Annotated in this window: 19 protein-coding genes and 1 pseudogene; 4 read left to right on the top strand and 16 right to left on the bottom strand. The window is 41.7% G+C overall.

All coding sequences use genetic code 11. The annotated features are described in order from the left end of the window. Positions 1–182: 182 nt before the first annotated feature. From CD03_RS33180 to CD03_RS0110660, 4 genes are all read right to left on the bottom strand, one after another. Positions 183–1,400: an AraC family transcriptional regulator gene (locus CD03_RS33180; protein ID WP_152614149.1), complete on the bottom strand. Its 1,218-nt coding sequence runs from the start codon at positions 1,398–1,400 to the stop codon at positions 183–185. Beyond that, positions 1,388–2,215: a MerR family transcriptional regulator gene (locus CD03_RS0110670; protein WP_027293619.1), complete on the bottom strand. Its 828-nt coding sequence runs from the start codon at positions 2,213–2,215 to the stop codon at positions 1,388–1,390. The genes CD03_RS33180 and CD03_RS0110670 overlap by 13 nt, the downstream gene beginning before the upstream one ends. A 130-nt stretch (positions 2,216–2,345) precedes the next feature. Next, complete coding sequence (locus tag CD03_RS0110665) at positions 2,346–4,604, bottom strand: ABC transporter permease (protein WP_027293618.1); 2,259 nt, start codon at positions 4,602–4,604, stop codon at positions 2,346–2,348. After that, positions 4,604–5,308 carry an ABC transporter ATP-binding protein gene (locus CD03_RS0110660; protein WP_027293617.1) on the bottom strand — a complete coding sequence of 235 codons (705 nt, stop codon included), beginning with the start codon at positions 5,306–5,308 and terminating at the stop codon, positions 4,604–4,606. Before CD03_RS0110660 ends, CD03_RS0110665 begins: the two co-directional genes overlap by 1 nt. Before the next feature lie 194 nt (positions 5,309–5,502). Here CD03_RS0110660 and CD03_RS35975 point away from each other — a divergent pair, with 194 nt between their 5' ends. Together CD03_RS35975 and CD03_RS0110650 are read left to right on the top strand one after the other, a co-directional pair. Next, on the top strand, positions 5,503–6,108 hold the full coding sequence (locus CD03_RS35975) for a TetR/AcrR family transcriptional regulator (RefSeq protein ID WP_052377756.1): 606 nt from the start codon (positions 5,503–5,505) through the stop codon (positions 6,106–6,108). Positions 6,109–6,215: 107 nt separating this feature from the next. Continuing rightward, positions 6,216–6,830, top strand: coding sequence for a hypothetical protein (locus CD03_RS0110650; protein ID WP_027293616.1), 615 nt, complete (start codon positions 6,216–6,218; stop codon positions 6,828–6,830). Between the two features lie 43 nt (positions 6,831–6,873). Here the strand turns inward: CD03_RS0110650 and CD03_RS39930 are convergent. Both CD03_RS39930 and CD03_RS0110645 read right to left on the bottom strand, forming a co-directional pair. Then, positions 6,874–6,981, bottom strand: a pseudogene (locus CD03_RS39930) (DUF6783 domain-containing protein); the annotation flags it as partial. A gap of 9 nt (positions 6,982–6,990) precedes the next feature. Beyond that, complete coding sequence (locus CD03_RS0110645) at positions 6,991–8,796, bottom strand: serine hydrolase domain-containing protein (RefSeq protein WP_027293615.1); 1,806 nt, start codon at positions 8,794–8,796, stop codon at positions 6,991–6,993. Between the two features lie 306 nt (positions 8,797–9,102). Here CD03_RS0110645 and CD03_RS38545 point away from each other — a divergent pair, with 306 nt between their 5' ends. Together CD03_RS38545 and CD03_RS39925 are read left to right on the top strand one after the other, a co-directional pair. Continuing rightward, the gene (locus CD03_RS38545) at positions 9,103–9,390 is read left to right on the top strand and encodes a DUF554 family protein (RefSeq protein WP_027293614.1); all 288 of its coding nucleotides are present in this window, start codon (positions 9,103–9,105) and stop codon (positions 9,388–9,390) included. After that, on the top strand, positions 9,359–9,580 hold the full coding sequence (locus CD03_RS39925; RefSeq protein ID WP_027293613.1) for a DUF554 family protein: 222 nt from the start codon (positions 9,359–9,361) through the stop codon (positions 9,578–9,580). Before CD03_RS38545 ends, CD03_RS39925 begins: the two co-directional genes overlap by 32 nt. Positions 9,581–9,599: 19 nt before the next feature. Here CD03_RS39925 and CD03_RS0110630 read toward each other — a convergent pair whose 3' ends face one another. The 10 genes from CD03_RS0110630 to CD03_RS0110580 form a co-directional block, all read right to left on the bottom strand. Continuing rightward, positions 9,600–10,538 carry an amidohydrolase family protein gene (locus CD03_RS0110630; protein ID WP_027293612.1) on the bottom strand — a complete coding sequence of 313 codons (939 nt, stop codon included), beginning with the start codon at positions 10,536–10,538 and terminating at the stop codon, positions 9,600–9,602. 312 nt (positions 10,539–10,850) lie between these two features. Beyond that, positions 10,851–11,774, bottom strand: coding sequence for a hypothetical protein (locus CD03_RS0110625; protein ID WP_027293611.1), 924 nt, complete (start codon positions 11,772–11,774; stop codon positions 10,851–10,853). A 131-nt stretch (positions 11,775–11,905) separates the two neighbouring features. After that, positions 11,906–12,787, bottom strand: a complete 882-nt coding sequence (locus CD03_RS33170) for a helix-turn-helix domain-containing protein (protein ID WP_044289298.1) — start codon at positions 12,785–12,787, stop codon at positions 11,906–11,908. A 151-nt stretch (positions 12,788–12,938) separates the two neighbouring features. Beyond that, a complete protein-coding gene (locus tag CD03_RS0110615; protein ID WP_027293610.1) occupies positions 12,939–13,808 on the bottom strand; it encodes a MerR family transcriptional regulator in 870 nt (289 codons plus the stop codon). A gap of 352 nt (positions 13,809–14,160) precedes the next feature. Then, complete coding sequence (locus tag CD03_RS33165) at positions 14,161–15,792, bottom strand: InlB B-repeat-containing protein (RefSeq protein ID WP_081820215.1); 1,632 nt, start codon at positions 15,790–15,792, stop codon at positions 14,161–14,163. Between the two features lie 21 nt (positions 15,793–15,813). Beyond that, positions 15,814–16,335: a hypothetical protein gene (locus tag CD03_RS0110600; protein ID WP_027293609.1), complete on the bottom strand. Its 522-nt coding sequence runs from the start codon at positions 16,333–16,335 to the stop codon at positions 15,814–15,816. Next, positions 16,332–16,478 (bottom strand): hypothetical protein, encoded by a 147-nt coding sequence (locus tag CD03_RS38240; protein ID WP_197041655.1) that lies wholly within the window; start codon positions 16,476–16,478, stop codon positions 16,332–16,334. Before CD03_RS38240 ends, CD03_RS0110600 begins: the two co-directional genes overlap by 4 nt. Before the next feature lie 139 nt (positions 16,479–16,617). Then, positions 16,618–17,412: a hypothetical protein gene (locus CD03_RS35970; protein WP_027293608.1), complete on the bottom strand. Its 795-nt coding sequence runs from the start codon at positions 17,410–17,412 to the stop codon at positions 16,618–16,620. A 27-nt stretch (positions 17,413–17,439) separates the two neighbouring features. Further along, the gene (locus CD03_RS0110585; RefSeq protein WP_027293607.1) at positions 17,440–18,918 is read right to left on the bottom strand and encodes a hypothetical protein; all 1,479 of its coding nucleotides are present in this window, start codon (positions 18,916–18,918) and stop codon (positions 17,440–17,442) included. A gap of 35 nt (positions 18,919–18,953) precedes the next feature. After that, positions 18,954–21,218, bottom strand: coding sequence for an InlB B-repeat-containing protein (locus CD03_RS0110580; RefSeq protein WP_027293606.1), 2,265 nt, complete (start codon positions 21,216–21,218; stop codon positions 18,954–18,956). Positions 21,219–21,399: the final 181 nt, after the last annotated feature.

Raw genomic sequence — 21,399 nt, 5'->3', positions numbered from 1 at the left:
GAAACAATTCAAACCCGGCAATCAAACAAAACGCCTAAACAACATAAAAAGTGCCTCGGATAAAATTCATCCAAGACACTTCAACGTACCTTTAAGCTCCATGTACTGCGCCGCACATAGAATATTCTGAAATCAATTATACGCACCTGCTCTGGAAAAGTCAAGAAATATATAGTCATCCCCTATTTTTTCAAAAACTCTCTGGATCTGTACCGATCCCGGTACTGCTGGGGAGTTACCCCATTACATTTCTTAAACACGCTGCCAAAATGGCTCTGGGAATTAAAGCAGACATAACTGCTGATTTCCGTCAGGGTTGCATCGGAATATTTCAGCAGGTTCTCCGCCCTTTTTACACGAACGCGGTTAATGTATTCATTCATGGATATTCCTTCTTCTTTTTTAAATAGATGGGACAGGTAATTTTTATTGATCCCAATTGCATCTGCCGCTTCCTCCAGCCGGATTTTATATTGATAATGATTTATAATATAGTCCTTACACTGTTCAATATAATTAGACCGGACTTTTTCTTTTCTGGCTTCCATCACCTGTCTTGTAAATTCCATAGTGCTGAGCCTTCGCAATTCAATCAGCTGCCCCACATCACTGCATTTATCAATCTTATCAATATAAACATCGCTTAATATATAAGCCTCCGCCGGAGTAACTCCGCTCTCAATTGCGGCTCTGGTTGCTAGCGTAACCGCACAGATCGCCAGATTTCTCTGGTGGTTCATTTCCTTTCTTGACAGTTTACCTGCATTTTCAGCCAAAGAATCGCTCATTTCTTTTGCTTTTACTTCATCGCCATTCTTTATGCAGTTAATCCATTGGAGTTCTTCCATGTAGGTATGGTGATAAGCTTCTTCCTCAACCTTGCCAATGCGAAAGGTTGCTTTATCCCGTTCCAGCTCTTCCGGGTCTACATAGGCCAGATTATTTTCCTTAAGCAGCATTTCTTCGTTACATATTTCACCGGTTATGGTGGTATATATCATACTGATCAGCGAGATCATCTGCAAAAACCCCAGTCTGGCAGGTGCTTTTTGCTCGATCTTCTCCATGTTATGCAGCTTATAAAAACGGTGTACTTCCACATTTGAAAGAAATTCCGAACACATCGGTCCCGCCAGGACATATTGATTTTCATCAGCCTTTATTGCACTGAAATAAATTGCTTTATTTTCCACTATCACTGCCGGACAAGCAATGCCGTTGCACCTCTCAATCAGCTTGTTGGTAAAGTGGGAATCAGCCCCAAGGGGGTTTTCCTCTTTCTCAAAATTACCATAGCATTCCGTGATCCCGGCTCCTGATTCATATAAAAACAGGGCAATATTTGATAGCAGGCACAGCTTTTGCATACTGTACTTTTTCTTCTTATCTATGACAAACACCCCTTTTTATCTTTTATAACCGGTAACTGCAATTCGGTCAGCCACTCCCCGGGATCTTCTGCATTCCAGATGCCATCTATATAACTCTCCCTTGGATTCCCGGCTGCAATATATCCATTTTCCTCCACCCACTTAAATAAATAGGCATAAGCATTTGGAAGCTTTTCATAAGATCCTTTATGCATGACAGAGGCAACCACCACAGGTTCCATTTTCTTAAAAACAACTCCTTCAACTTCATTGCCAAAGCGGGTGACAGCTTCGCAGAACTCTATATTTATATCTTTCTCCCGGTATTCACCATCCAGATATACACAAAAGCAGTATTCCGGTATGGCACATCTCAAATCGGGATTCGCTTCCTGCACCGCAGCACCGATCCCCGGAATGATTTGAAAATAAGAACTGTAACCCGGAATGGTAAGCCGTTTGGAATAAACTATGCATTCCGGTATTTCTTTAATTATACCCTGGTACTGTCTCATGCTTTCCGCTTCGCTGCCGGACAGCATAAAATTAATCCTGGAGATCTGATCCCTGCCCTCTCTTAATTCTTCCTCAAGCTCTCTTTTTCGATTATGAAGTATCTCCTCCATATTATGTCCATCCTGAATCAATTTGATTTCCATAATAGACAGTCCGATTTGACGCAACGCCTGAATGTGGTGCAGTTCCAGAATCTGCCGGGTTGAATAAAAGCGGTAGTTTGTTTCATCATCAATATACTCCGGTTTCAGAAGTCCCACCTCATTATAATAGCGCAGTGTTTTAATGGTTGTCTTGCAAAGCTTGGAAAATTCTCCAATCCGGAACATATCTTTTCCTCCTCGTATTTGTCAGATGTATTTGCATTTATTATACATCCTCCCTTAAGGGGAGAGTCAAGTATTTTTCCAAAAAGAATGATCCGCTGCTTTATTCCTTTTTTTCATCGCAATCTCTCCTCTACTCTGCGCCTTTTAACGCACTTACCATGTCAATATCTTTTACTTTCCTGGAAAATAATATATTCACTCCCACGGAAACAATCATCGTTATGGCAACACTGATTCCTATACTGAGCATACTAATCTTCGTCATCATATCAAAATTGTCTCCCAGCATCCCGCACATCAAATCAATAATCCATTTTCCCAATAAATATCCCGGGACTAATCCCAATGCACTAAGCCATATATTCTGACGCAGCATTAGTAGACGTATTTTCTCAGATTTAAATCCAAGTACCCGCAAGGTCGCAAATTCCCTCAGCTTCTCCGTAAAGGAAAGTACTCCCAGATTGTAAAGTACTACAACCGCCATTAAAACTGCCGCCGCAACCATAATGTAGATAATCGAATACATGGTATCCATCATTTCTGTAACAGAGGACTTCAGTCTTTCAATATTCCAGACCGTGTAAGAAACAGCATCCGGATCTATATTAGCTTTTGTTAAAAATGAAGTGGGCTGGTAATTGCCGCCCTGTTCTTCGAAGTAATCCCGGTATAACGTAATTCCCTGCGCCACCGGATCCCGGTATATTGCTTTGATTTTCGATTCCACCCATTTGCTTTCCCCATAGAGATGCCATGAGACCTCATCTCCCACATCCACATTTAAGATATCCGCCATATGGAAGCTGATAGAAATTCCATTAACCGGAAGCTTTTGTTCATTCCTTCTGCTGTCCGTAAAAACAGTAAGACTGGATTCCGGTTCTAAAACCGTAATTCCCGTTGTTTTTTTAATTCCATTAGCGCGCAGTTCAATACTGCCCTCCTGGATGGTCTCTCCCGGATAGGGCATATCCGAAGCCGTCAAATCTTCTGTCAGTAAAACCTTGTTCCGGTACTGGGTGAGCTGCCCATACTTCCAATCATTAATATTGTTCAGCGAATCAACCATTCCTAGTGCACAGGTAAGCAGGCTCATACACCCTGTAATACCCACAATTGCCATAATACTTCTTACCTTACTCCTCAGCGTATCCCGTAAATTCCACTGGAAGTCAAATCCGGTCCGCTTCCACCACGCGGTTTGTTCAAACCACATATGCTTCGAAATCTTCGGCGGCTTCGTCCGCAGTGCATCCGCCGGCTTTTCCTTTAAGATTTTATTACAGGCAAGCCAGGTTACGAGGGAACACGCAGCCACTGCTGCTGCCGCCATAAGAACTGCCTGGGGCAGTAAGATAACCGTAAGCGGAGGAAGGGAATACATGCCAGACTGCATTTGAAAAAACAAAGGTGTCAGGGTAACCGGTCCCAGAATTAAGCCGAGCAAAGCCCCCGCCAGTGAAGGAATTGTCCCGTAACAGATAAAATGCCTCATGATTTTCCTGTCTTTAAATCCCAGCGCTTTTAAAGTTCCAATCTGTGTTCTCTGATTATTAATCATTCTGCTCATAGTGGTAAGTATCGTAAGCAATGCCACTGCAATAAATACAAATGGAAACAAATCCCCCATTGCCTTATTCTGCAATATTTCTTCCCGGAACTGCTGATAGCTTCCCTGTCCATCTCTGGATAAAAATACATTGTATGTACCATCCAGCTGCTTCTCAATCTGTTCTTCTGCTTTCTGATAGTCCGTTGTGCTAAGAAGTGCCGCAATCTGATTGTAAACTTTGGGAAATCCCTGAGGCAGTAAATCCATTCCGCCATACACAACCCCTATATTCTCCGGATTTGCCATGCTGTCAAAAGACGCAGAAGCATAGACATATTCCGGGCTTATCATAATTCCCAGGATTTTTTTACTGATCACAATACCTTCCACCTGCATATCCAGGGTATCGCCTGCCGCAAGTCCTCTTGTCTCTGCAAATTTATCACTCAGCCATATCCCGTCGGCGGCAGGATCAAAGCTTTCCCCGCGAATCACTTTACAGGAAGAAATCTTATCCTCATCCATAAGCAAAATCTCCAGCTCCGGTTCTCCGCTTAAATCAGCTGTACCTTTCAGATAAAGACGCTTTGAGGCATCTGTTACAACATCCGTTTTCCGCAAGTTGGAGACATCACTTTCCGTAAATGACTTTCCGTAAAGCCAGATATCCGCCAGATGCGTTTCCGAATAGTAACTGTCTATTCCCTTTTGGAAAGTGTACCATTCGCTTCCAATTCCCGCATAAACAAAAATTGCCAAAAATGTCATTAACCCAATGGAAATAAACTGCATTTTATTATTTTTCATATCCCGCAGCATTTTTCGAAACAGCATTACCACTCCACCTCACTTACGGACTTTGGATTCTCATTGACTGTGACACTGCGGATCTTCCCATTTTTAATCCGAATCACTTTATCAGCCGCCTCAGCCAGGGCACTGTTATGGGTTACAATAATAACTGTTCTGTTATGTTCCCGGCTCATATTCTGGAGAAGGGACAAAATCAAAATGCCTGTTTCAGAATCCAACGCTCCGGTAGGTTCATCACAGAGCAGCATCTTTGGATTTTTACACACTGCCCTGGCAATGGAAACCCTCTGCTGCTCTCCTCCTGACAGCTGTGCGGGAAACTTATCCTGATGTTCCAAAAGCCCCACCGACTGCAGCATCTCACCGGGATCCAGGCTTTCCCTTGCAATTTCTTTTACAAGGGCAACATTTTCATAAACAGTCAATGCAGGAATTAAATTATAAAACTGAAATACAAATCCAACATCCTCTGCACGGTACTCCGATAATTCCTCTGCTTTCAGTTCTGATATTTCCCGCTCACCTACTACGATCTTTCCGCTGGTCACATGATCCATACCTCCCAGAAGGTTTAACAGGGTAGATTTTCCCGCCCCGCTGGGTCCCAGAATAATAACGAATTCACCTTCGTCAATGGTAAAATTCAAATGATTGGCAGCAAACAGCACTTTCTCTCCAATGGGATAACTTTTCACTACCTCTTCAAATGCAATTAACCGGCTCATAAATTCCTCCTCTCCATGGATATTCCATATCCATATTCAAAACCTGAAATATATTTCATGTTTTGAATTCTACCACTCCGGCAACCGTTTGTCAATAAAACCTGAAACTTTTTTCACCTTATTTGACAACCTGTTCTTAAGCGGTTATACTATACAGAAGTACCATATTATCTTGTAAAGAGAGGCTTTGTTAAATGAGTGATGTAATTAAAACCCCTGTCCAGCAACGTTCTATTGATAAAAAAAATCGTTTAATGAAGGCCGGGCTGGATCTGATGCGTGAACGTGGATACTATCATGTAAATGCTGTTGACATAGCCAAAGAGGCTGGCGTATCCACCGGCATCTTTTACCGTTATTTTGAAAATAAAATGGATCTTGTGTTGGAAATAATGAACCAGATTGTAGATCAAAGCTTTAAACCGCTGGTTCGGGAATTTGTAGAAAAAAATATAGATCAGACAAACTTCATTTCTTTTCTCGATAAATTACTAGATGAACTCAGTGAAATTCATGAAGGTCTCGGTATTCTTCATAATGACCTGAATACGCTACTTAGTTCTGATGAGGAAAAAGCCAGCCTTTGGATGTCATTAGAGGATCAGATCATGCAGCTCTTTGTTGCCGCAGCGAAAAAAAGTAACCTGAATCTGAAAGATCCGGATGAAAAGATCCATATTGCCTATAACCTGGTAGAAGCATACTGCCATGAAAAAGCATTTCATAAGCATTCCTATATCGACTACGATGTATTGAAGCAGGAAATCATAAAAACACTGGTTTTTGTTATAATAACTTAAATACTCTAAAAAACATTTATTGAGAACTAAAATATGAAAAACAGTATATCCTATACTAAAGATGTTAGAAAATTCATTCTACAATGGAAAGAGGAGGGATGACTGCTATGAAAAAAGAACTGCCCTATTTTAATATTGGAGACTCTTTTGGCGGTAACCAGGACTGGTTCCACAATTTTCTCATGCACATGGGCGGATGTGCTGCTGCTACCGCCTGTGACAGCTGCATTTATTTCGCACTGCACCGGGATGTCAGGGATCTCTATCCCTTTGATGTGAGCCATATAACCAAAGAAGACTATGAAGCTTTTGCCATGAAGATGAAAACTTATCTTCGTCCAAGAGCCGGAGGTATAAAAAAACTGACAATTTATATGGACGGTCTTTGTAAATACCTGCAAAGTCTGGGAAAAGGAGATTTTATCTCCATGGAAGGATTTTCCGGAGATCATTCTTATGACGAAGCAGCTTCCTTTATTATTGCCCTTATAGATCAGGGATACCCTATTCCCTATCTTATGCTGAAGCATACAGACTGTAAATTTAAAGATTTTTCCTGGCACTGGTTTTTGCTTGTTGGATATGAACAGTCGGAATCCGATGTACTGGTAACAGCTGCTTCCTATGGTAAAGCAACTGTTTTTTCCCTCCGTGAGTTATGGCATACCGGCTATGAAGAAAAGGGCGGAATGATCCGGTACCAACTGAATAATCCGGTATAACTACTTTCCCTGATATCAAAATCGCAGCATCGTCACAGTTTGTGGGATATTTATCCCGGATGAAGGGCACGTAGCGGGCTACGTAACCTGAATCCGGGGCAAATATGCCGTAAGTGGTTCCTGCAGATGGCGGGAATGAACTTTCAGACACGCTGTAGTACTAGCATCCAGACTCCGTCTGTAACAAATGTCCTTTCACCACAGGCTGAATGGTCCGTCCGATCAGATAATAAAACAATTCCGGATTTACCATCCCTCTCAGATTATTAATTATCAGATTATCTGCAGGCATAGCTGCAAATGAATCCAGGCCTTTTAAAATGACATCTTTACCCGGCGCTTCATCCCAGCGAATTTCCACTTCTTCGTCCTGAAAGTAAAATTTCACTTCCCGCCTTACTGCTTCTTCTAAAAAGGTAATCCAGATCCGCAATACCCTGCGGTTTTCTTCATCTGTTGTAAATCTGCCTTCTGCCCCAACCAGATACTCTTCTTCATGGAACTTTACCGCCGTGGTTCTGGCCCCATGAAACCCGATTTCAATCTTATGGCTGTCAGAACCCTCTTGTATTTCCAAATAAAATTTCCCATTATCCAGGGAAAATCCCATCTGCGTAATGCCCTCAGAATAGTTATTATGCATCACCTGAATGATTAACGGCGCCAGTCCCACATGTTTTTGTTCCATCCCGTAAACTCTGCCGGCTGCCCATTGTCTGTCATCCGGTACAAGCTTCTGCCTTGGCAGTCTTCTCTGCTTCTGTATACGGCGGTGTTTCCATCCACCTTTTTCAATCAGCGGAAGATCCGTTCCTGCTCCTCCCAGTGACTTGCGGATACTTAAAAGTCTGGAATAATTGGCATTTTCTTCTGCAGTGACGCTCACCTTATTCTCAGCCGGGGTAAAATCATTTTCAAAATACCTGCCAATCACATCCATTAGGGTAGATTTCTGGAAGAGTTCCCTGCTTCCCGCATGGACTACGATCACCATTTGAAGATCCGGATAAACTATCACATTCTGTCCCAGCATCCCATTAAAGAGAAAACTTCCCGGTCTCCCTCCCATCCATATCTGATAACCATATCCATAACCACCTTTTTCCGGCGGCGTATCTACCTGTTTCGTTGTAGATTCCTCCACCCAGGCAGCCGGAATTATCTGGCGGTCATTCCATTTGCCCTCCTGAAGGTACAACTGTCCAAGCTTGGCAGCATCCTCCGGCATGAGGAAAAGTCCCCAGCCCCCCTTCGTTATCCCTTTCGGACAGGTTTCCCAGAAAAACTTTGTAATTCCCAGTGGTTCAAAAAGTCGCGGCGTCAGATATTCCGTCAGTGTCTCCCCCGTTATTTCCGTCACAATGGCGGACAGCATATAAGTATTCATACTGTTATAGTCAAACACTGTACCCGGTGTTCCTTTTACGGAAGACTCCAGAAAACTTTTCGCCCATTCATTTCCAGCCAGTGCCCCAGCCTCATTGTAGACAACACCGCTGGACATAGTGAGCAGATTGCGAACCGTAATATTTTTCTGACGGAATAATCCCAGTATATTTTTCTTCTCGAAAATATCGTGAACCCGGTCATCCAATTCCAGCCTGCCTTCTGCAATCAGCATTCCCACTGCCATTCCGGTAATGCTCTTGCACATGGAGTGAGTGATATGCCACATCCCCTGAATGTAGGGTGCAAAACTGGTCTCTCCTATGACATAACCATTTCGCAGTATCATAATATGATGCATATTGATCCCGTCATTTCCTGCCAGTTCCTCCAGCAGATCCCCAATCATTGCAGATGAAATTCCCTGTGTTTCCGGAATTGCCCTCTGAAATGCCTGTTCATAGGGTGCTTCCTCTGAAAAAGGTATCTTCTGCGGAGCAAATTCAACTTTACTATGATCAGTTTTCCCATTTATTAAATTCCAGATTAGTTCAAATACAGCCATCTGTTCTTTCGTCATTATGTATCCCTCCGTTTCAGAGTGTGTCTGAAAATCCCGGTTATAAAATTCCGTTTCAATTCGGGCAATTTTTCAAACAGACTCTATCTCTTAAATGCTGCTAAGTAAGCATTGCACAACAATTCACTAAGTTACCTACTCTATGATTATAGTATGGATAAACCTTATATACCACCTTCAAAAATAATATTTTCCAAAAGAAACTATAAAATTTTTATATGCATATTCTAAAAAATATTTTCCAAACACCATAACTGATGTTATAATCTTCCTTATGACATTTATAGAAGCTGGAGGATTACTTTCATGTTTGGTACTGGTACACTAATCAACACCATCGCCGTCATTGCCGGAAGCGGAATCGGTATTTTCCTGCACAAGAGTATAAAAAAAGAACTGCAGGCTTCTCTCATGTGTGCCTGCGGAGTTGCTACCATATTCATAGGTATCAGCGGCACATTACAGGGAATGCTGCAGTTTCAAAACGGCATGATCGAAACCAAAGGCAGCATGTTGCTGATCTTTTCCCTGGTTCTTGGCAGCCTGTTCGGGGAAATCATTAATGTGTTCTGCACTTGCCATTTTGGTATATGAAGGATGCATCACACTGGTGGCGCACTTCGCGGGATATTTTGTAGCAGAAGAACTGATTGCCAATCTTTCGTATATTGGATCCGCACTGATATTCTGCGTAGGAATTAATATTGCATTTGGCAAGAAATTCCGGGTGGGCAATATGCTGCCCGCCTTAATTATCCCAGTCCTTTATGCAGTCATTTTTTAATTCCAAACCCGAGAAAAACTTATGCCATGATACCTAAAAGCGCAGCGGCATTCCGGTAAAAAACTTTATCCGCAGCATCTTCTTTACCGGAAAACGCTTCCCTGCAAAGTGCAATCGAGGATTCTGCTTCACCAAACGGATAATCCGTCCCAAACAGAATCTTGTCCTCTCCCATCAATTCAACTAATTCTTTTATTACCTCAGTTCCCTTAAACGAGGTGTCGGTATATACATGCTTCCATTTATGTTTTCTAACTGCATCCGCCAGTTCCAGATACTCTTTTCCACATTCTCCACCCGCATGAGCCGGAATTAAAATATACTGGGGATACCGTTCAATCAGCGCAAGCATATAATGAAGGGCTCCATACTCCTTTGGTGCAATATTCTGATAGGGACTGCCCGGTTTATAATAATCATTTACCCCGCAATGTGCAGTTACCGGAAGCTTTAAATCTCCAAAAACCTCAACCGCAGCATAAGTCCGCTTATCCGTTAATTTTACGTTTTGCAGAATCGGATGAAGTTTTAATCCCCTTGCTCCCATCCTGATATCCTCTCTTAGTTTTTCCTGCATTTCTTTCACTGGAAGAGAGAAATCCGGGCTGGTAAATGGAAGAATTTTGGGCTCTAGTTTTGATGCTGCAAGCGTTTCTTCAAAACTGGTATTGGGAAGAACCGGCAGAGATACCATATAATCCATTCGATTACGTTCTATCTCCTCCCGGACAGACTGTAAACTCCCTTTTTCCCAGATACGGAATTGTCCTGCATCAATTAAAGTATTTAAGGCATCCGGATCATCTGCGATAAGCGGTGCCCGGTAACCTCCTTCTCCCAGTTCTTTGAAAGGGTCCTTATATTTTGGTAAATGCTGTGGTGCTTTAAAGCTTATATTCTTATTCTCATGAAAAATGTCACCTAAATGTGTATGGAAATCTATAATTCTTGTTCTCATCAATCCTAAGGATACCGGCAGATAAATTTATCAGACAGTATCATCCTTTCATAATACATAATATACTTACTGTATATCTTGTACTGCCACCATCCGATTTATACATTTATGCTCTTCCCACTAACTTTTTTACATACATATTTTTCCTTCCATCAACTTTTTCATATATTTTTCTTTCCATCAACTTTTTCGCTTAACAATCTTGCAAAAACAGAGACAGAAAAAACTGCTGCTTATCCTTATAATAACGCCCATAACGAACAGTGAGGCAGCTTCTGCCACCTCACTGTTAGTTATATTTGACCTTGTTTTTTACTGATTCAATCTGCCGAATCTTTTCAGAAACATTGTTTTTTCTATAGCTTTATAAGCTTTTGCCCAATTTTCACTGACTGCAAATTCTTTTGGGTATTTTTCATAGTTTTCAAACCAGGACCAGGATATTGGCCATACATCATTCTGCGGCAGTGTATCTACCAGAAAATCCAGTTCTGTTTCCACAATATCCTTATTATCTAAATAAAATATACTATCTTTGGATTTTATATAATCTGATGGTCGATAACCATAAGAGGGCCACTGCGCAGGATCTCTCTGAATAGATTTATTCACTACTTCTTTCAGCCTGTTTTCTAATCTGTCATAATCATATCCATCTAATTGCACATTTTTCATTGCACTTACTAAGGATATATATCCATTGGGGCCCATGTCTCCCAGATTTTCATCAGTCAATCCATCGATCAATCTTTTTGTCATTTCCAAAACCTGTGCATAAATGGACGATTCCGGATAGTGTTCAATGATAAATGCACAAAACCTTAAAGCAATCCCTCTGCTTTCTATTTTGTTATATGCATCATCATAATTATAGAAACTGGCATGTGGATATTTCTCGTTGGAAGGAACTGTAAAAATCCATCCATCCGGAAAATTACTGTGGCATTCCAGATACTTTATAATACCTGCATAAATTGGATGCTGGATATCATCAAACTCGATTTCCTTCAGTATCTCCAAAACATAATATGTCCCATAAGGTAAGGAGTTGGTATTCCAGTTGTCCGGGTCAATCCCATTCCCAAAACCGCCATCCTCATTTTGAAAATACATAATTGCATTTACTATCTCTTCCTTACTTCCGTTTGCAAAATAATAATTCCATCTTGTCATTTCCAGTTCCCTTGCATTTCTATGCATCCATACTTCTATGTGATTCTTATCTGCTTTCTTCATATTTATACCTCCTGCATATCACAGGCCTGCCTGCGGTGATGCCTGTCCCAATTCAACCAGGGCTGTACATCTGTTATATAGTTACAAAGTTACATCTGGTTCTCAGACATTTGCTGATGTGCCTCTTACCTCTATATATTATATTTTATTCCATTCTCATTTTCTTGTAAAAAAGCGACATCCTTTAATGCGAGATTTTTGGCCTCCTGAATTGACATAGAGTGAAAACGTTTAAAATCATGCAGTAAATGAGACTGATCCGTATAATGATATTTAGAAAGGGCATGTAATACATCAAATTTTCCGCATTTCACTATATCATTCCATAAATATTGATACCGGATTATCGAAGATAATTGTTTTGGGGATATTCCGATATTCTCTTTGAATAACCGTTCTAACTGTCTGCTGCTGATATGAACTTCTCTGGCAAGCTGCAAGGTCTTTATATTTCCTTTATTCAGGAAAATTTCAAATAATGCATCTGTGACAATATGATTTATGCGTTCCGGATGATAATTTTCCAGCAGATAATTTTCTGCAATCGCTTTGCGCTGCGTCAGGCTGTCTGTGTCAAACAATCTGTTTTCCAGTAATTTCTTTAATTTAGAAAAGTAGTATCCTACATCACAAAACATATTTTTAGCATCAACCATAGACTCTTCGGAAAATAAAATTACTGCCCAGGCATAAAAACGAATTGCAAATTTAGATATTCGTTTTACAGTACCAGGCTGTGAGCATATTTGAAAAGAACTGTTATTTATCCCGGAAAAGTTATTTTTAAGTTTATTATCTGTATAATCTATGTCAAACATAATATCCATACATGTATCGGGTGTCACGATGCCGCTGACAGCCATATCGCTTTTTGGCTGTATTATCGGTCTCTCTGTCCCCCAAAAGCACCTGATATAGGGTTTTAAAGCATCACAAGGCTCTATTTCAATATATGTTTCATCCTTTTTGAAAGGGGTGGCTGTTAATGGTTTATATATTTGATAAAATTCCATTTTTCTCCTTGTCTCATACGCAAATATATTAGGAACATGTTATGTCCAGAATTTTATGACGATAATGAACATACCTGGTATATATATTACCACTTTAGCCACGCCTGATAAACTAAAAAGTGTCTTACTTGAAGGTAAATAAAAGAGCTGATTACTGCTTATGAAGATAACTCTGCATTGCTTTAACAATAAAATCGGATGCACCTGCTCCATATTTATCATCTGTAATTTGTCTTATGGCATCCTGTGAATAACTTTCTATCACCATATCCCAATATCCTTCGCCCATATCTACCTCAAAACCAGTCACCTTGAACATATCCATGATTTCACAAAGTATGTCCTGTATTTCATCGCAAGCCGGATCTTTGGTTAAGTCTGCGGTCAATTTTTCATATAAATCATTATTTGTTTTCAGAATGTCATCTTTCTTTTCCTCAAGTACTTTCATTTGCTCCATTATTTCTGAAAAATGCTCCAGGTTGTATTTCATCGCTTCCGTATATTTTTCAACACTTCCAAATTGTTTAATTGCTATTGGGGCTAAGGTTGTCTGGTCGTCTTTCACTTTTTGAATGAACTCATTAAACTTTTCCAAACTGCCCCAATATTTAATAACCTCCTCTGTCTTTTCTTTTTTAAACTGCTCCAAGGCATCTATATATTCACTCAAATCAAATTCTTTAAAACTCATACACTGTTCCCCTTTCTCCAGTTTACCCAGAAGTTCTATCAGTTTGTCCAGCCGATTACGTTTTAAACTTAGTAATTTCTTTTGTTTTTTATACGCTTCGATTTTGTCAAACCCGGGATCTTCTACAAATTCTTTGATTTCCCTTAACTTAAAATCCATTTCTTTAAAAAATAAAATTTGTTGCAATCGCTCTAAAGCATCATTATTATATAACCGATAACCGGATGATGTTACTTCGCTTGGCTTTAAAAGTCCAATTTCATCATAGTACTGCAATGTGCGTATACTTACTCCTGTCAATTTAGCAATCTGGCTTATCGTTCTCATAGTTATATCAACTCCTGGAAATAATTAAGAAATAGTATAGAAATAATTTGCCGGCGAATATTTCTCTCTATTCTTATCTTAATATTACACTATCACGTTGCGTGAAAGTCAATACTATTTTTGAATTAATCAGGATAACCGGACGCTTATCTTCCTCCTTCAGTAAAAGCAGAACTTTCCGCCTGACCCAAATGGACAATGGTACTTGCATGCAGTGAGATGCCATGCTCCTCAATCAGCTTCTTAACTGTTTCCAGTATGAAATCCACTTCCAGTGAATCACTGAGCACAAAATCAAAAAGATGCCTTAGAGACGTCAACAAAATACGCAACGCCTCAAAGACATCTCTGTTCAGTTCTTTGGTGTGCGGGGACCTCCCTTATAGGTAATGGTCACTGCAACATTTGCTATTCTAATATATCCGTTTTCATTGGGACTTCCTGAAGTTTCAAATTCCAGATTGCTGGGTGTGCCTACCAGTCTCAGATAACCGCTCACGGCAGGTGCCGGTTCCGACTCCGCCGGTACTCTGGATAGCAGCAGCGCCGTGGCCGGTGTACTTTGAACTGCATTTTCCCGGTTGAGCAGTATATCAACCCCAGGTAACTCATAGGGCAGCGTCACTATATCAACCATAACATCCGCATTGGAATGATTGTAGACCGTAACTCTGTTATTACTGCCATCAAATCCGTGGGGCAGCCAGTCATACACAATGCTGGAATAGCGGTGTTCATCCGGATCCCACATCTTCCCGATCGAGTATTCAAATTCCATGCCGCCCCAGGTAATATCAACTTTATAAACGGCACCGTCACCGCCTTCCAGTACTCTGGTCTGTACATCCAACTCGGCAGTTCCTCCCGATGTCAGCTGTGTGGTCTGATCCGGTAATATCTTACTGTTCCCTACAACGGCATAAGTAGACAGACGTCTCGTATGTATGGTAAGAATGGTTTCCCCGCTTTGACTGTCTTTTGCATACTCAAAGTATTCGGTCTGGTCGGTAGGATCAGCCACCGGCCCGTCTGGAATCAACTCGGCTGCACCGTTGTGATAGCGGTATACTCTGTATCCGCTCCTTTGGCCAATCTCCGGAGAAAGCGTAATCTGTACTTGCACGGTATTTGGTATCTGATTCAGCCCGGTTACGATTGCCTTACTATCCGACTGTTTTTTTACCGATTTCGTCACACTGAAATCATAAAACTTAATCACTTCTCCCTGAGCCAGTTGAATAATATCAGAAGCCCCCTCATCCAATTCTCCGGCATCACGGGCTGACATGGTCAGAATTATTTCATCACTATCCATATCGTCTGCCGTAACACCGTTTCTGGCATCCTCCACCTGCTGCTCATAGACCCTTCGCAAATCATTGCTGTCCATTACAACCGTTTCTGTGGCATTATCCACAACCGTAACCTGTTTCGACCGGTTCCACGTAGCTGACAAAACGAGAGCTGTATCGTATGATACAGCACCTATAACCAGACCTTTTGATGCAGTCAGACTGTTGTTGATTCTCCATCCAAAGAACTCGTAACCTTCTCTGGCAGGATCCGATACTGCAGTGGTCTTTCCATAAGTATGCGTTACAGGATTGTCTGTTCCAGAGGATGCCTGTTCCATATTTTCATATATTATCTTATAGGTTCTGACCTGCCACGCTGCATAGACAGCAGACGTCTCTAAAAAATCGCAGGAAATTAGAGCCTTACCCGACTCATCATAATATCTTTTCCCCTGACCATTCGCCTTTTCATAATATCCCTGGAACGAATATCCTCGTCTGACCGGGATTTCTATTTGGGGCATGTTCTCTCCATATGGTACATAGATTTCTGATGTACCGGCTCCACCGCCCATAGGTCTTAGATAAATGTGCACACGATTGTCACCTGCTGCCAATACAGTAACAGAGGTAAAAAAACACCCTGCTAAAATCAAAGCCAACGACAGCCGCCTGAAGTAGACTTTCATAGGATTCCCCTTTCTTGCTGTTTACCATGGCTGCAGTGTATTACCCAGAGAAATCACTCCCTTACTATAATAAGTTTCTGGTTCATAAGCATATACTTTTACATCCACTTCAATCGCTTCATTTTTTATTTTCTTTATAGGATCCAGCCGTTCCAGATAATAGCCCGGCTGAATCAGTCCGCTTTTATAAAGCACCTCACCATTTTTATCTACAATTTCACACAGCAGATTGACCCCGCTGTCTTCCGGATTGGTCAGATACTGCAGCACCGTTCCGTCTTCCTGCTGAAACAGGGTTCCCGATATATAAAATTTGAATGCCTGTGGAGCTTCGATTCCTCCGTAACTCATGTTGTTAGGAGGTGCCGGCACCCCTGCCTGAGCCGCCGGATCAAAATCCGGCGGAACAAAAACGGGCTTGTAGTTTCGGTTATAAACAACCACTCCTATGCATAAAAGAACCAGCACAATAAGGCTGATTTTAATTATTTTGTTTTGAATATGTCTTGTTTTTGGTCGTAAAGCCTGTTCACGCATTTTCATCCCGTCCCCCCTCTCTTATGCTGCTTTGCTCTATTCGCTTTTATAAAAGCACTGCTGCCACCGACAATGCCCTTATAAAAACGGGCCCCGACTCTTGCCGGAGCCATGCCCTTATTGCAGCTAATATCCCTATACTTTGTCACGCCTTCCCTGTCACAGGCAGCGTATGCCGCTTTCGTTCTCACGCCGTCCAATACGCAAGAGGGAAAGCAGTGCTAAAGCACGTTTAAAATATGATCATATTAAAGGCAAACGTTCTTTTATACATACTATATCGTTTGTCTACGGAACCTGTGCTGGTGTGGGAGCGATGGTAACCGTGATCACGCCAACCTTCTTGAAATTATCAAGTTCTGCACCTTTGCCCTCATCCGGTGTTCCGCTGAATGCAAAATATGCTTCGGCCTTTGTCTCTGTACCTGCTGCAGCTGATCCACTGTTGTCAGCAGTTGGAAGCTGAACCTTATCAATGCTGTTTGTTACTGCAGACACTGTTCCAGCACTATAGGTGCCAGTCAATTTTTGGGAAGCGGTAACTGCATTTGCATTTGTAGCAAAGAAATTACCTACAACTGCATTGTCACTTATAGAGCTAGCATTAAATGGTGTTCCTGCAAGTGAAAAAGCAAGTCCTGCATCAATACCTCCATTAGAGTGATTGGTTATATCCAGTTTATTGTTCGTCCCATCAAGATATCCTGTCTCAGTCCACTCAGCCTGACCTGCCCCGCCGTTATATGTATGAGTGTCTGGATCCCAAACTCCGCTTCCGCTGGTGTACTCAAACTTCATAGCTCCCCAAGCCAAATCAACTTTGTAAACAATGGTTCCTTTATCCGTTACTTTAGCCCATACATTAATGTCGGTATTGTCAGCTGCTTCACCGTCAAAACCGTCATCCGTCGTAAAGTCAGCAGCACCTGATGCTTTAGAAATTGTGCCTGCACCTGTACTTGCCCCTGCCTCACCAGAACCTGCCGGAGAGGTGGCCTCTGCTCCTGTAGCTGCAAATGCAGTAATGCTCATAGAAGCTGTTAAACATGTAATAATTGCAATTTTTGCTAATTTTTTTAACATAATGATTCCTCCTAAATAAATTTAATTTTAGTGGACGGATATGACAACTGGAAGCTGCGATTCCAGCATTGCCCGTTCGTTGGTTTCGATGTCATAAAACATCAGATACACTATCGCGTTATATTCTCCTGGCGGGATAGCTGCGCCGTTTGGTTGTTCTACAAGCCTGAGGTTTTCAAGCTGATACCCGATCTGGATGGCACCCGATTCCGCAATAATCATGCGGTTAACTGCCGGGTCATAGTCAGGATTATCATCTAATTTCTTTTGGTCTTCCTCAGACCTGCCGGTACTGCCCATAATACGAATCGCCTGCTCATCGGTAAACTGCAGTTGGATCACAATATTGTGATTGGAGTTACCCGGATTCTTGAATCCAAATTTACATAGCCCCGTAGCAAGGTCTACATCTATATGTTCTTCAAACTGGAAAGACGCAAAATTTCCATCTGCATTAGGCTCAATGGTTTCTCCCGGTATGGGATCCTGGTCTGGATCATATGGTACCGGAGCAAAACTTGGTAAAATAATTGGATTCTTAATGAAGAATAATAGGAAAAGCAGAAGCAGTAAAACTGGCAATCCGAAAATCCATGGAATCACAAGAAAGGTAATCTTTCCCGCTGCATAGCTGTGGAAAATTCTGCCGCTGTTTCTTCCTGCGAGACCACCGTAGCTTCCCTTTTTGCCGCTGAGCTCTATGATTGCGGCACAACAGCCGATAACAGCATCAGCCTCACATATTGCGGCGATACCGCCTGCCACATTCCCACCCTTGATATGGCAGTCCACTGTGAGGTTATACACCTCTCCATTTAGAAATCCAAAAAATCCTTTATTTTCTGTCTCTTTGCTTTTTATTACAAAGTTTTTGACGGTATATCCGGCACCGTCAAACACCCCATGGAATGGTAAAGTTCGTTCTCTGCCTATGGGTGTCCATTCCCTGCCACCCAGATCAATATCGTTGACCAGTTGGATATAGGCCGAAGCCAGCGCTCTATCTCCCTCATTGATTTTTTTTGCCAAATCAAAAAGTTCTTCCGGTGTGGATATTTTTACAATATCTTCAGCCGTCGTTGTTGACTGGGCTACCTCATAGAACCAATGCTCTGCCTGGAAGCGAAGGAGCGGTTCCGCTCCTGTATACTCCCATACAACTTCGGTATCAAATCCAAGCTCCTGTGCTTCTTTTTCACTTTGTACGGTTTTCAGCCGCTGACCGTGGTGAGGATCACATAACTTTTGCAGCTTTTTGCTGCCCTCTTTTTCACTGTGAAAAAAATAGCAGGAATCCTCAGCATTGTTGTTGCCTGAAAAACCACCTGTCATGGTTTTATTGATTTTACACATAGCCAGGCTTTTTCGAATTATACCTGCATTTTCCCCTGCAAAACCTGCACTCATCTGCTTTTTTGCATTGAGTTTTATATAACTGTAAGAATTTTCAATCGTCCCGTTGTTAAACGCAGCAAACCCACCAACGTAACCGGTGTTTTTTTGCATTTTTTCACCTCTCCCTTATATTATAGTAAATCCTTTTAGCTCTTGGGAGTCAACCCGCCGCTTTCATCCGGTGTAACTGTCATAGTGATTACACCCACTTTAGTAATCGTTGTTTCCTGCCCGGTTGCCGGTGTTCCTCCCGGAAGATTTTGTGGCGTACCTGACAACCAAAGATATGTATCAACACTGGATGGCGTTGCATTTTCTGCTGCAACTTTGGGAATATAATACGGGTTTACTGCATCACTGGTGTCAGCATTAACAGCTTTAAACTTTACATCCACTCCCTCCAGCTGCCCTGTCTCCTTCACTATGGTAAAGTTTGCAAAAACATCTGCGTTAGAGTGATTTGTGGTTGTGATTTTGTTGTTTCCATTCAGAAAACTCTCATCCGACCATTTGTAGGAAGCTCCGGTATACATATGGTTATAAGGATCCCACTCTTTTGCTATGGTAAAATCAAACACCATACTTCCCCATGAAATATCCATTTTGTAGACTGCCTCCAGACCTTTTTGAGAAATACGTCCCTGGACATCAATGTCAGAAGTGGCATCAGCCATATTACCGTTGTAGGAAGGAGACGGAGTCATAACCTTTTCTCCTGCAGCGATGGCAAAGGTGGAAAACATCCGGGTATAAACAATGAGATTTCCATTTTCTATAGTATAGTACTCACTGTCTCTTGGATCACTGCTGATCTGATGAATCTCCTCAACCGGATTGTTTTTATCCATGAAAGTGTGATAACGGAAAACCGAATAACTGGCCTTATCTGCCAACTCTCCGGTAAGCGGAATGGAAACTGCAATCCGCACCGGTATTTCTTTCAGGGTCGTTGTAGTAGGTGTCCCACTCAGAGATGTAATGGTTTTTTCCACTTTTGCATCGAAAAACTTCACGATCTCTCCCTGGGCTGCCTCTTTGATTTGTGTCTCTCCCGCAGGACTGCCAACGGTATTTGTTACCTTGAGGGTCAGTTTCACAGATGCATTGTTTGACATTTCATCTGAAGTCACTCCCGCAGCAGCATCGGTAACAGGATTTTCAAAGACTTTGTTTAGATCTGCTTTATTTTCCGAGGTATTGGCCTGCAAATCCACTGTATCCTCAATTGATACATCCGTTTGTTTTTTCCAGTTTGCTGTCAGTGTAATATTATTTGTGTAGGAAGTTGCACCCAACACCAGATTTCGGTTCAGCGTATTTTGTCCGTTAACGGACCAGCCCATAAAGGTGTGCTCAGTTTTAGTTGGATCTGAAACAGTGGTTGCCTGCCCATAAGTATGCGTGCCAGGCTTACTGGAACCATAAGCCGCTCCACTCATTCCCTCATAAGTAATGTTGAACTGTTTTGGTATCCAGCGGGCATACAAGGTAAGATTTCCTGACATGGCCGTGGCTGTGTTTCGTGCACCTGTGCTGGTATAATACTGGTTTCCCCCTGAGGACGCAGTGTAATATCCAGTAAAGTCATAACCGTCTCTTTTAGGCGGGGTAACTGAACCCGGAAGAGAAGCTCCGCTGGTTACCGTAGCCGTGGTATTTGCAACTCCCTGATTGTTAAAAGTAAGTGTATACACATTTTGCTGCCACTGGGCATACAAGGTTCCATTGTAATTGCCGCTTCGGATGTAGCCGTTGCTGTCAATCATCCGGGTTCCGCCAGATGTTTGATTATAAAATCCGGTAAAAGTGTAACCGGACCTGGTGGGCGGGGTAATATAATTGGTGGAAGATGAGGAATTTGTATACAGCCAGTATGCAACATTGTTGTAATAGTAGTTCGATCCTCCTGATCCTCCATTTTTATTTAATGTTACCGTATTATAACTAGGGCCATCAATAAGAAAATTGTATGTAGTTTGAGCGGAACTGTATTTTGTTGCAAAGCAATAGTAGGTCTGACCTGCATAGCATAAATATGACAGACTAAAATCCCTTCCTCCACCACTGTCATCATTATATACGAGACTGTTATCCCTGGCGGTATCATTCCTATACCCGGTACTCGCAAGAGCATTGTACACTGCATTGTAACCGCTGGAATTCGTCAGATAAAAATATGGATCACCTTCCGTATTGCTGTAGGAGTAAAAACGATAATATCCTGTCACACTGGGAGTAAAGGTAAACACATCTCCCGCCCAGTGAGAAGGAAAATTACAGTTCTTTACACTTCCGGCACTGATTGAATAAGAAGATAATCCCGCAGCAAATGCTGTTAAAGGGAAAATTGCCACCATTATAATAACTGCCGTCAGAAATGCAATGCTCCTTTTTCTATTTTTTTTAATCATTTCACCATCTCCTTTTTTCTATTTTGTAAAATCACCATTTGAATAGCAGCTATATCAGATATATATCTTTTTCCAATCTGATTGCATCTCATTTTTTATATCGTCCGATTGCACGCTTTTAAAATGCCGATTGCTAAATCTATTATAAAACAGCTTCCGCAAGCAAACCGCAAGCAAAACC

The sequence above is a fragment of the Robinsoniella sp. KNHs210 genome, assembly GCF_000686105.1.
GTDB classification, from domain to species: Bacteria; Bacillota; Clostridia; order Lachnospirales; family Lachnospiraceae; genus Robinsoniella; species Robinsoniella peoriensis.
Note: the sequence above shows the minus strand (reverse complement) of the source record. Positions and strands in the feature narration are given on the sequence as shown.

What these genes read in the sequence shown, in the direction of transcription:
- CD03_RS0110670 (WP_027293619.1), bottom strand. Translation starts at nt 2,215, where the DNA reads ATGTTCCGGATTGGAGAATTTTCCAAGCTTTGCAAGACAACCATTAAA.
- CD03_RS0110585 (WP_027293607.1), bottom strand. Translation starts at nt 18,918, where the DNA reads ATGCAAAAAAACACCGGTTACGTTGGTGGGTTTGCTGCGTTTAACAAC.
- CD03_RS35975 (WP_052377756.1), top strand. Translation starts at nt 5,503, where the DNA reads ATGAGTGATGTAATTAAAACCCCTGTCCAGCAACGTTCTATTGATAAA.
- CD03_RS0110600 (WP_027293609.1), bottom strand. Translation starts at nt 16,335, where the DNA reads ATGAAAATGCGTGAACAGGCTTTACGACCAAAAACAAGACATATTCAA.
- CD03_RS0110630 (WP_027293612.1), bottom strand. Translation starts at nt 10,538, where the DNA reads ATGAGAACAAGAATTATAGATTTCCATACACATTTAGGTGACATTTTT.
- CD03_RS0110650 (WP_027293616.1), top strand. Translation starts at nt 6,216, where the DNA reads ATGAAAAAAGAACTGCCCTATTTTAATATTGGAGACTCTTTTGGCGGT.
- CD03_RS0110645 (WP_027293615.1), bottom strand. Translation starts at nt 8,796, where the DNA reads ATGACGAAAGAACAGATGGCTGTATTTGAACTAATCTGGAATTTAATA.
- CD03_RS0110660 (WP_027293617.1), bottom strand. Translation starts at nt 5,308, where the DNA reads ATGAGCCGGTTAATTGCATTTGAAGAGGTAGTGAAAAGTTATCCCATT.
- CD03_RS35970 (WP_027293608.1), bottom strand. Translation starts at nt 17,412, where the DNA reads ATGTTAAAAAAATTAGCAAAAATTGCAATTATTACATGTTTAACAGCT.
- CD03_RS0110580 (WP_027293606.1), bottom strand. Translation starts at nt 21,218, where the DNA reads ATGATTAAAAAAAATAGAAAAAGGAGCATTGCATTTCTGACGGCAGTT.
- CD03_RS39925 (WP_027293613.1), top strand. Translation starts at nt 9,359, where the DNA reads ATGTGTTCTGCACTTGCCATTTTGGTATATGAAGGATGCATCACACTG.
- CD03_RS33165 (WP_081820215.1), bottom strand. Translation starts at nt 15,792, where the DNA reads ATGAAAGTCTACTTCAGGCGGCTGTCGTTGGCTTTGATTTTAGCAGGG.
- CD03_RS0110625 (WP_027293611.1), bottom strand. Translation starts at nt 11,774, where the DNA reads ATGAAGAAAGCAGATAAGAATCACATAGAAGTATGGATGCATAGAAAT.
- CD03_RS0110615 (WP_027293610.1), bottom strand. Translation starts at nt 13,808, where the DNA reads ATGAGAACGATAAGCCAGATTGCTAAATTGACAGGAGTAAGTATACGC.
- CD03_RS33170 (WP_044289298.1), bottom strand. Translation starts at nt 12,787, where the DNA reads ATGGAATTTTATCAAATATATAAACCATTAACAGCCACCCCTTTCAAA.
- CD03_RS38545 (WP_027293614.1), top strand. Translation starts at nt 9,103, where the DNA reads ATGTTTGGTACTGGTACACTAATCAACACCATCGCCGTCATTGCCGGA.
- CD03_RS0110665 (WP_027293618.1), bottom strand. Translation starts at nt 4,604, where the DNA reads ATGCTGTTTCGAAAAATGCTGCGGGATATGAAAAATAATAAAATGCAG.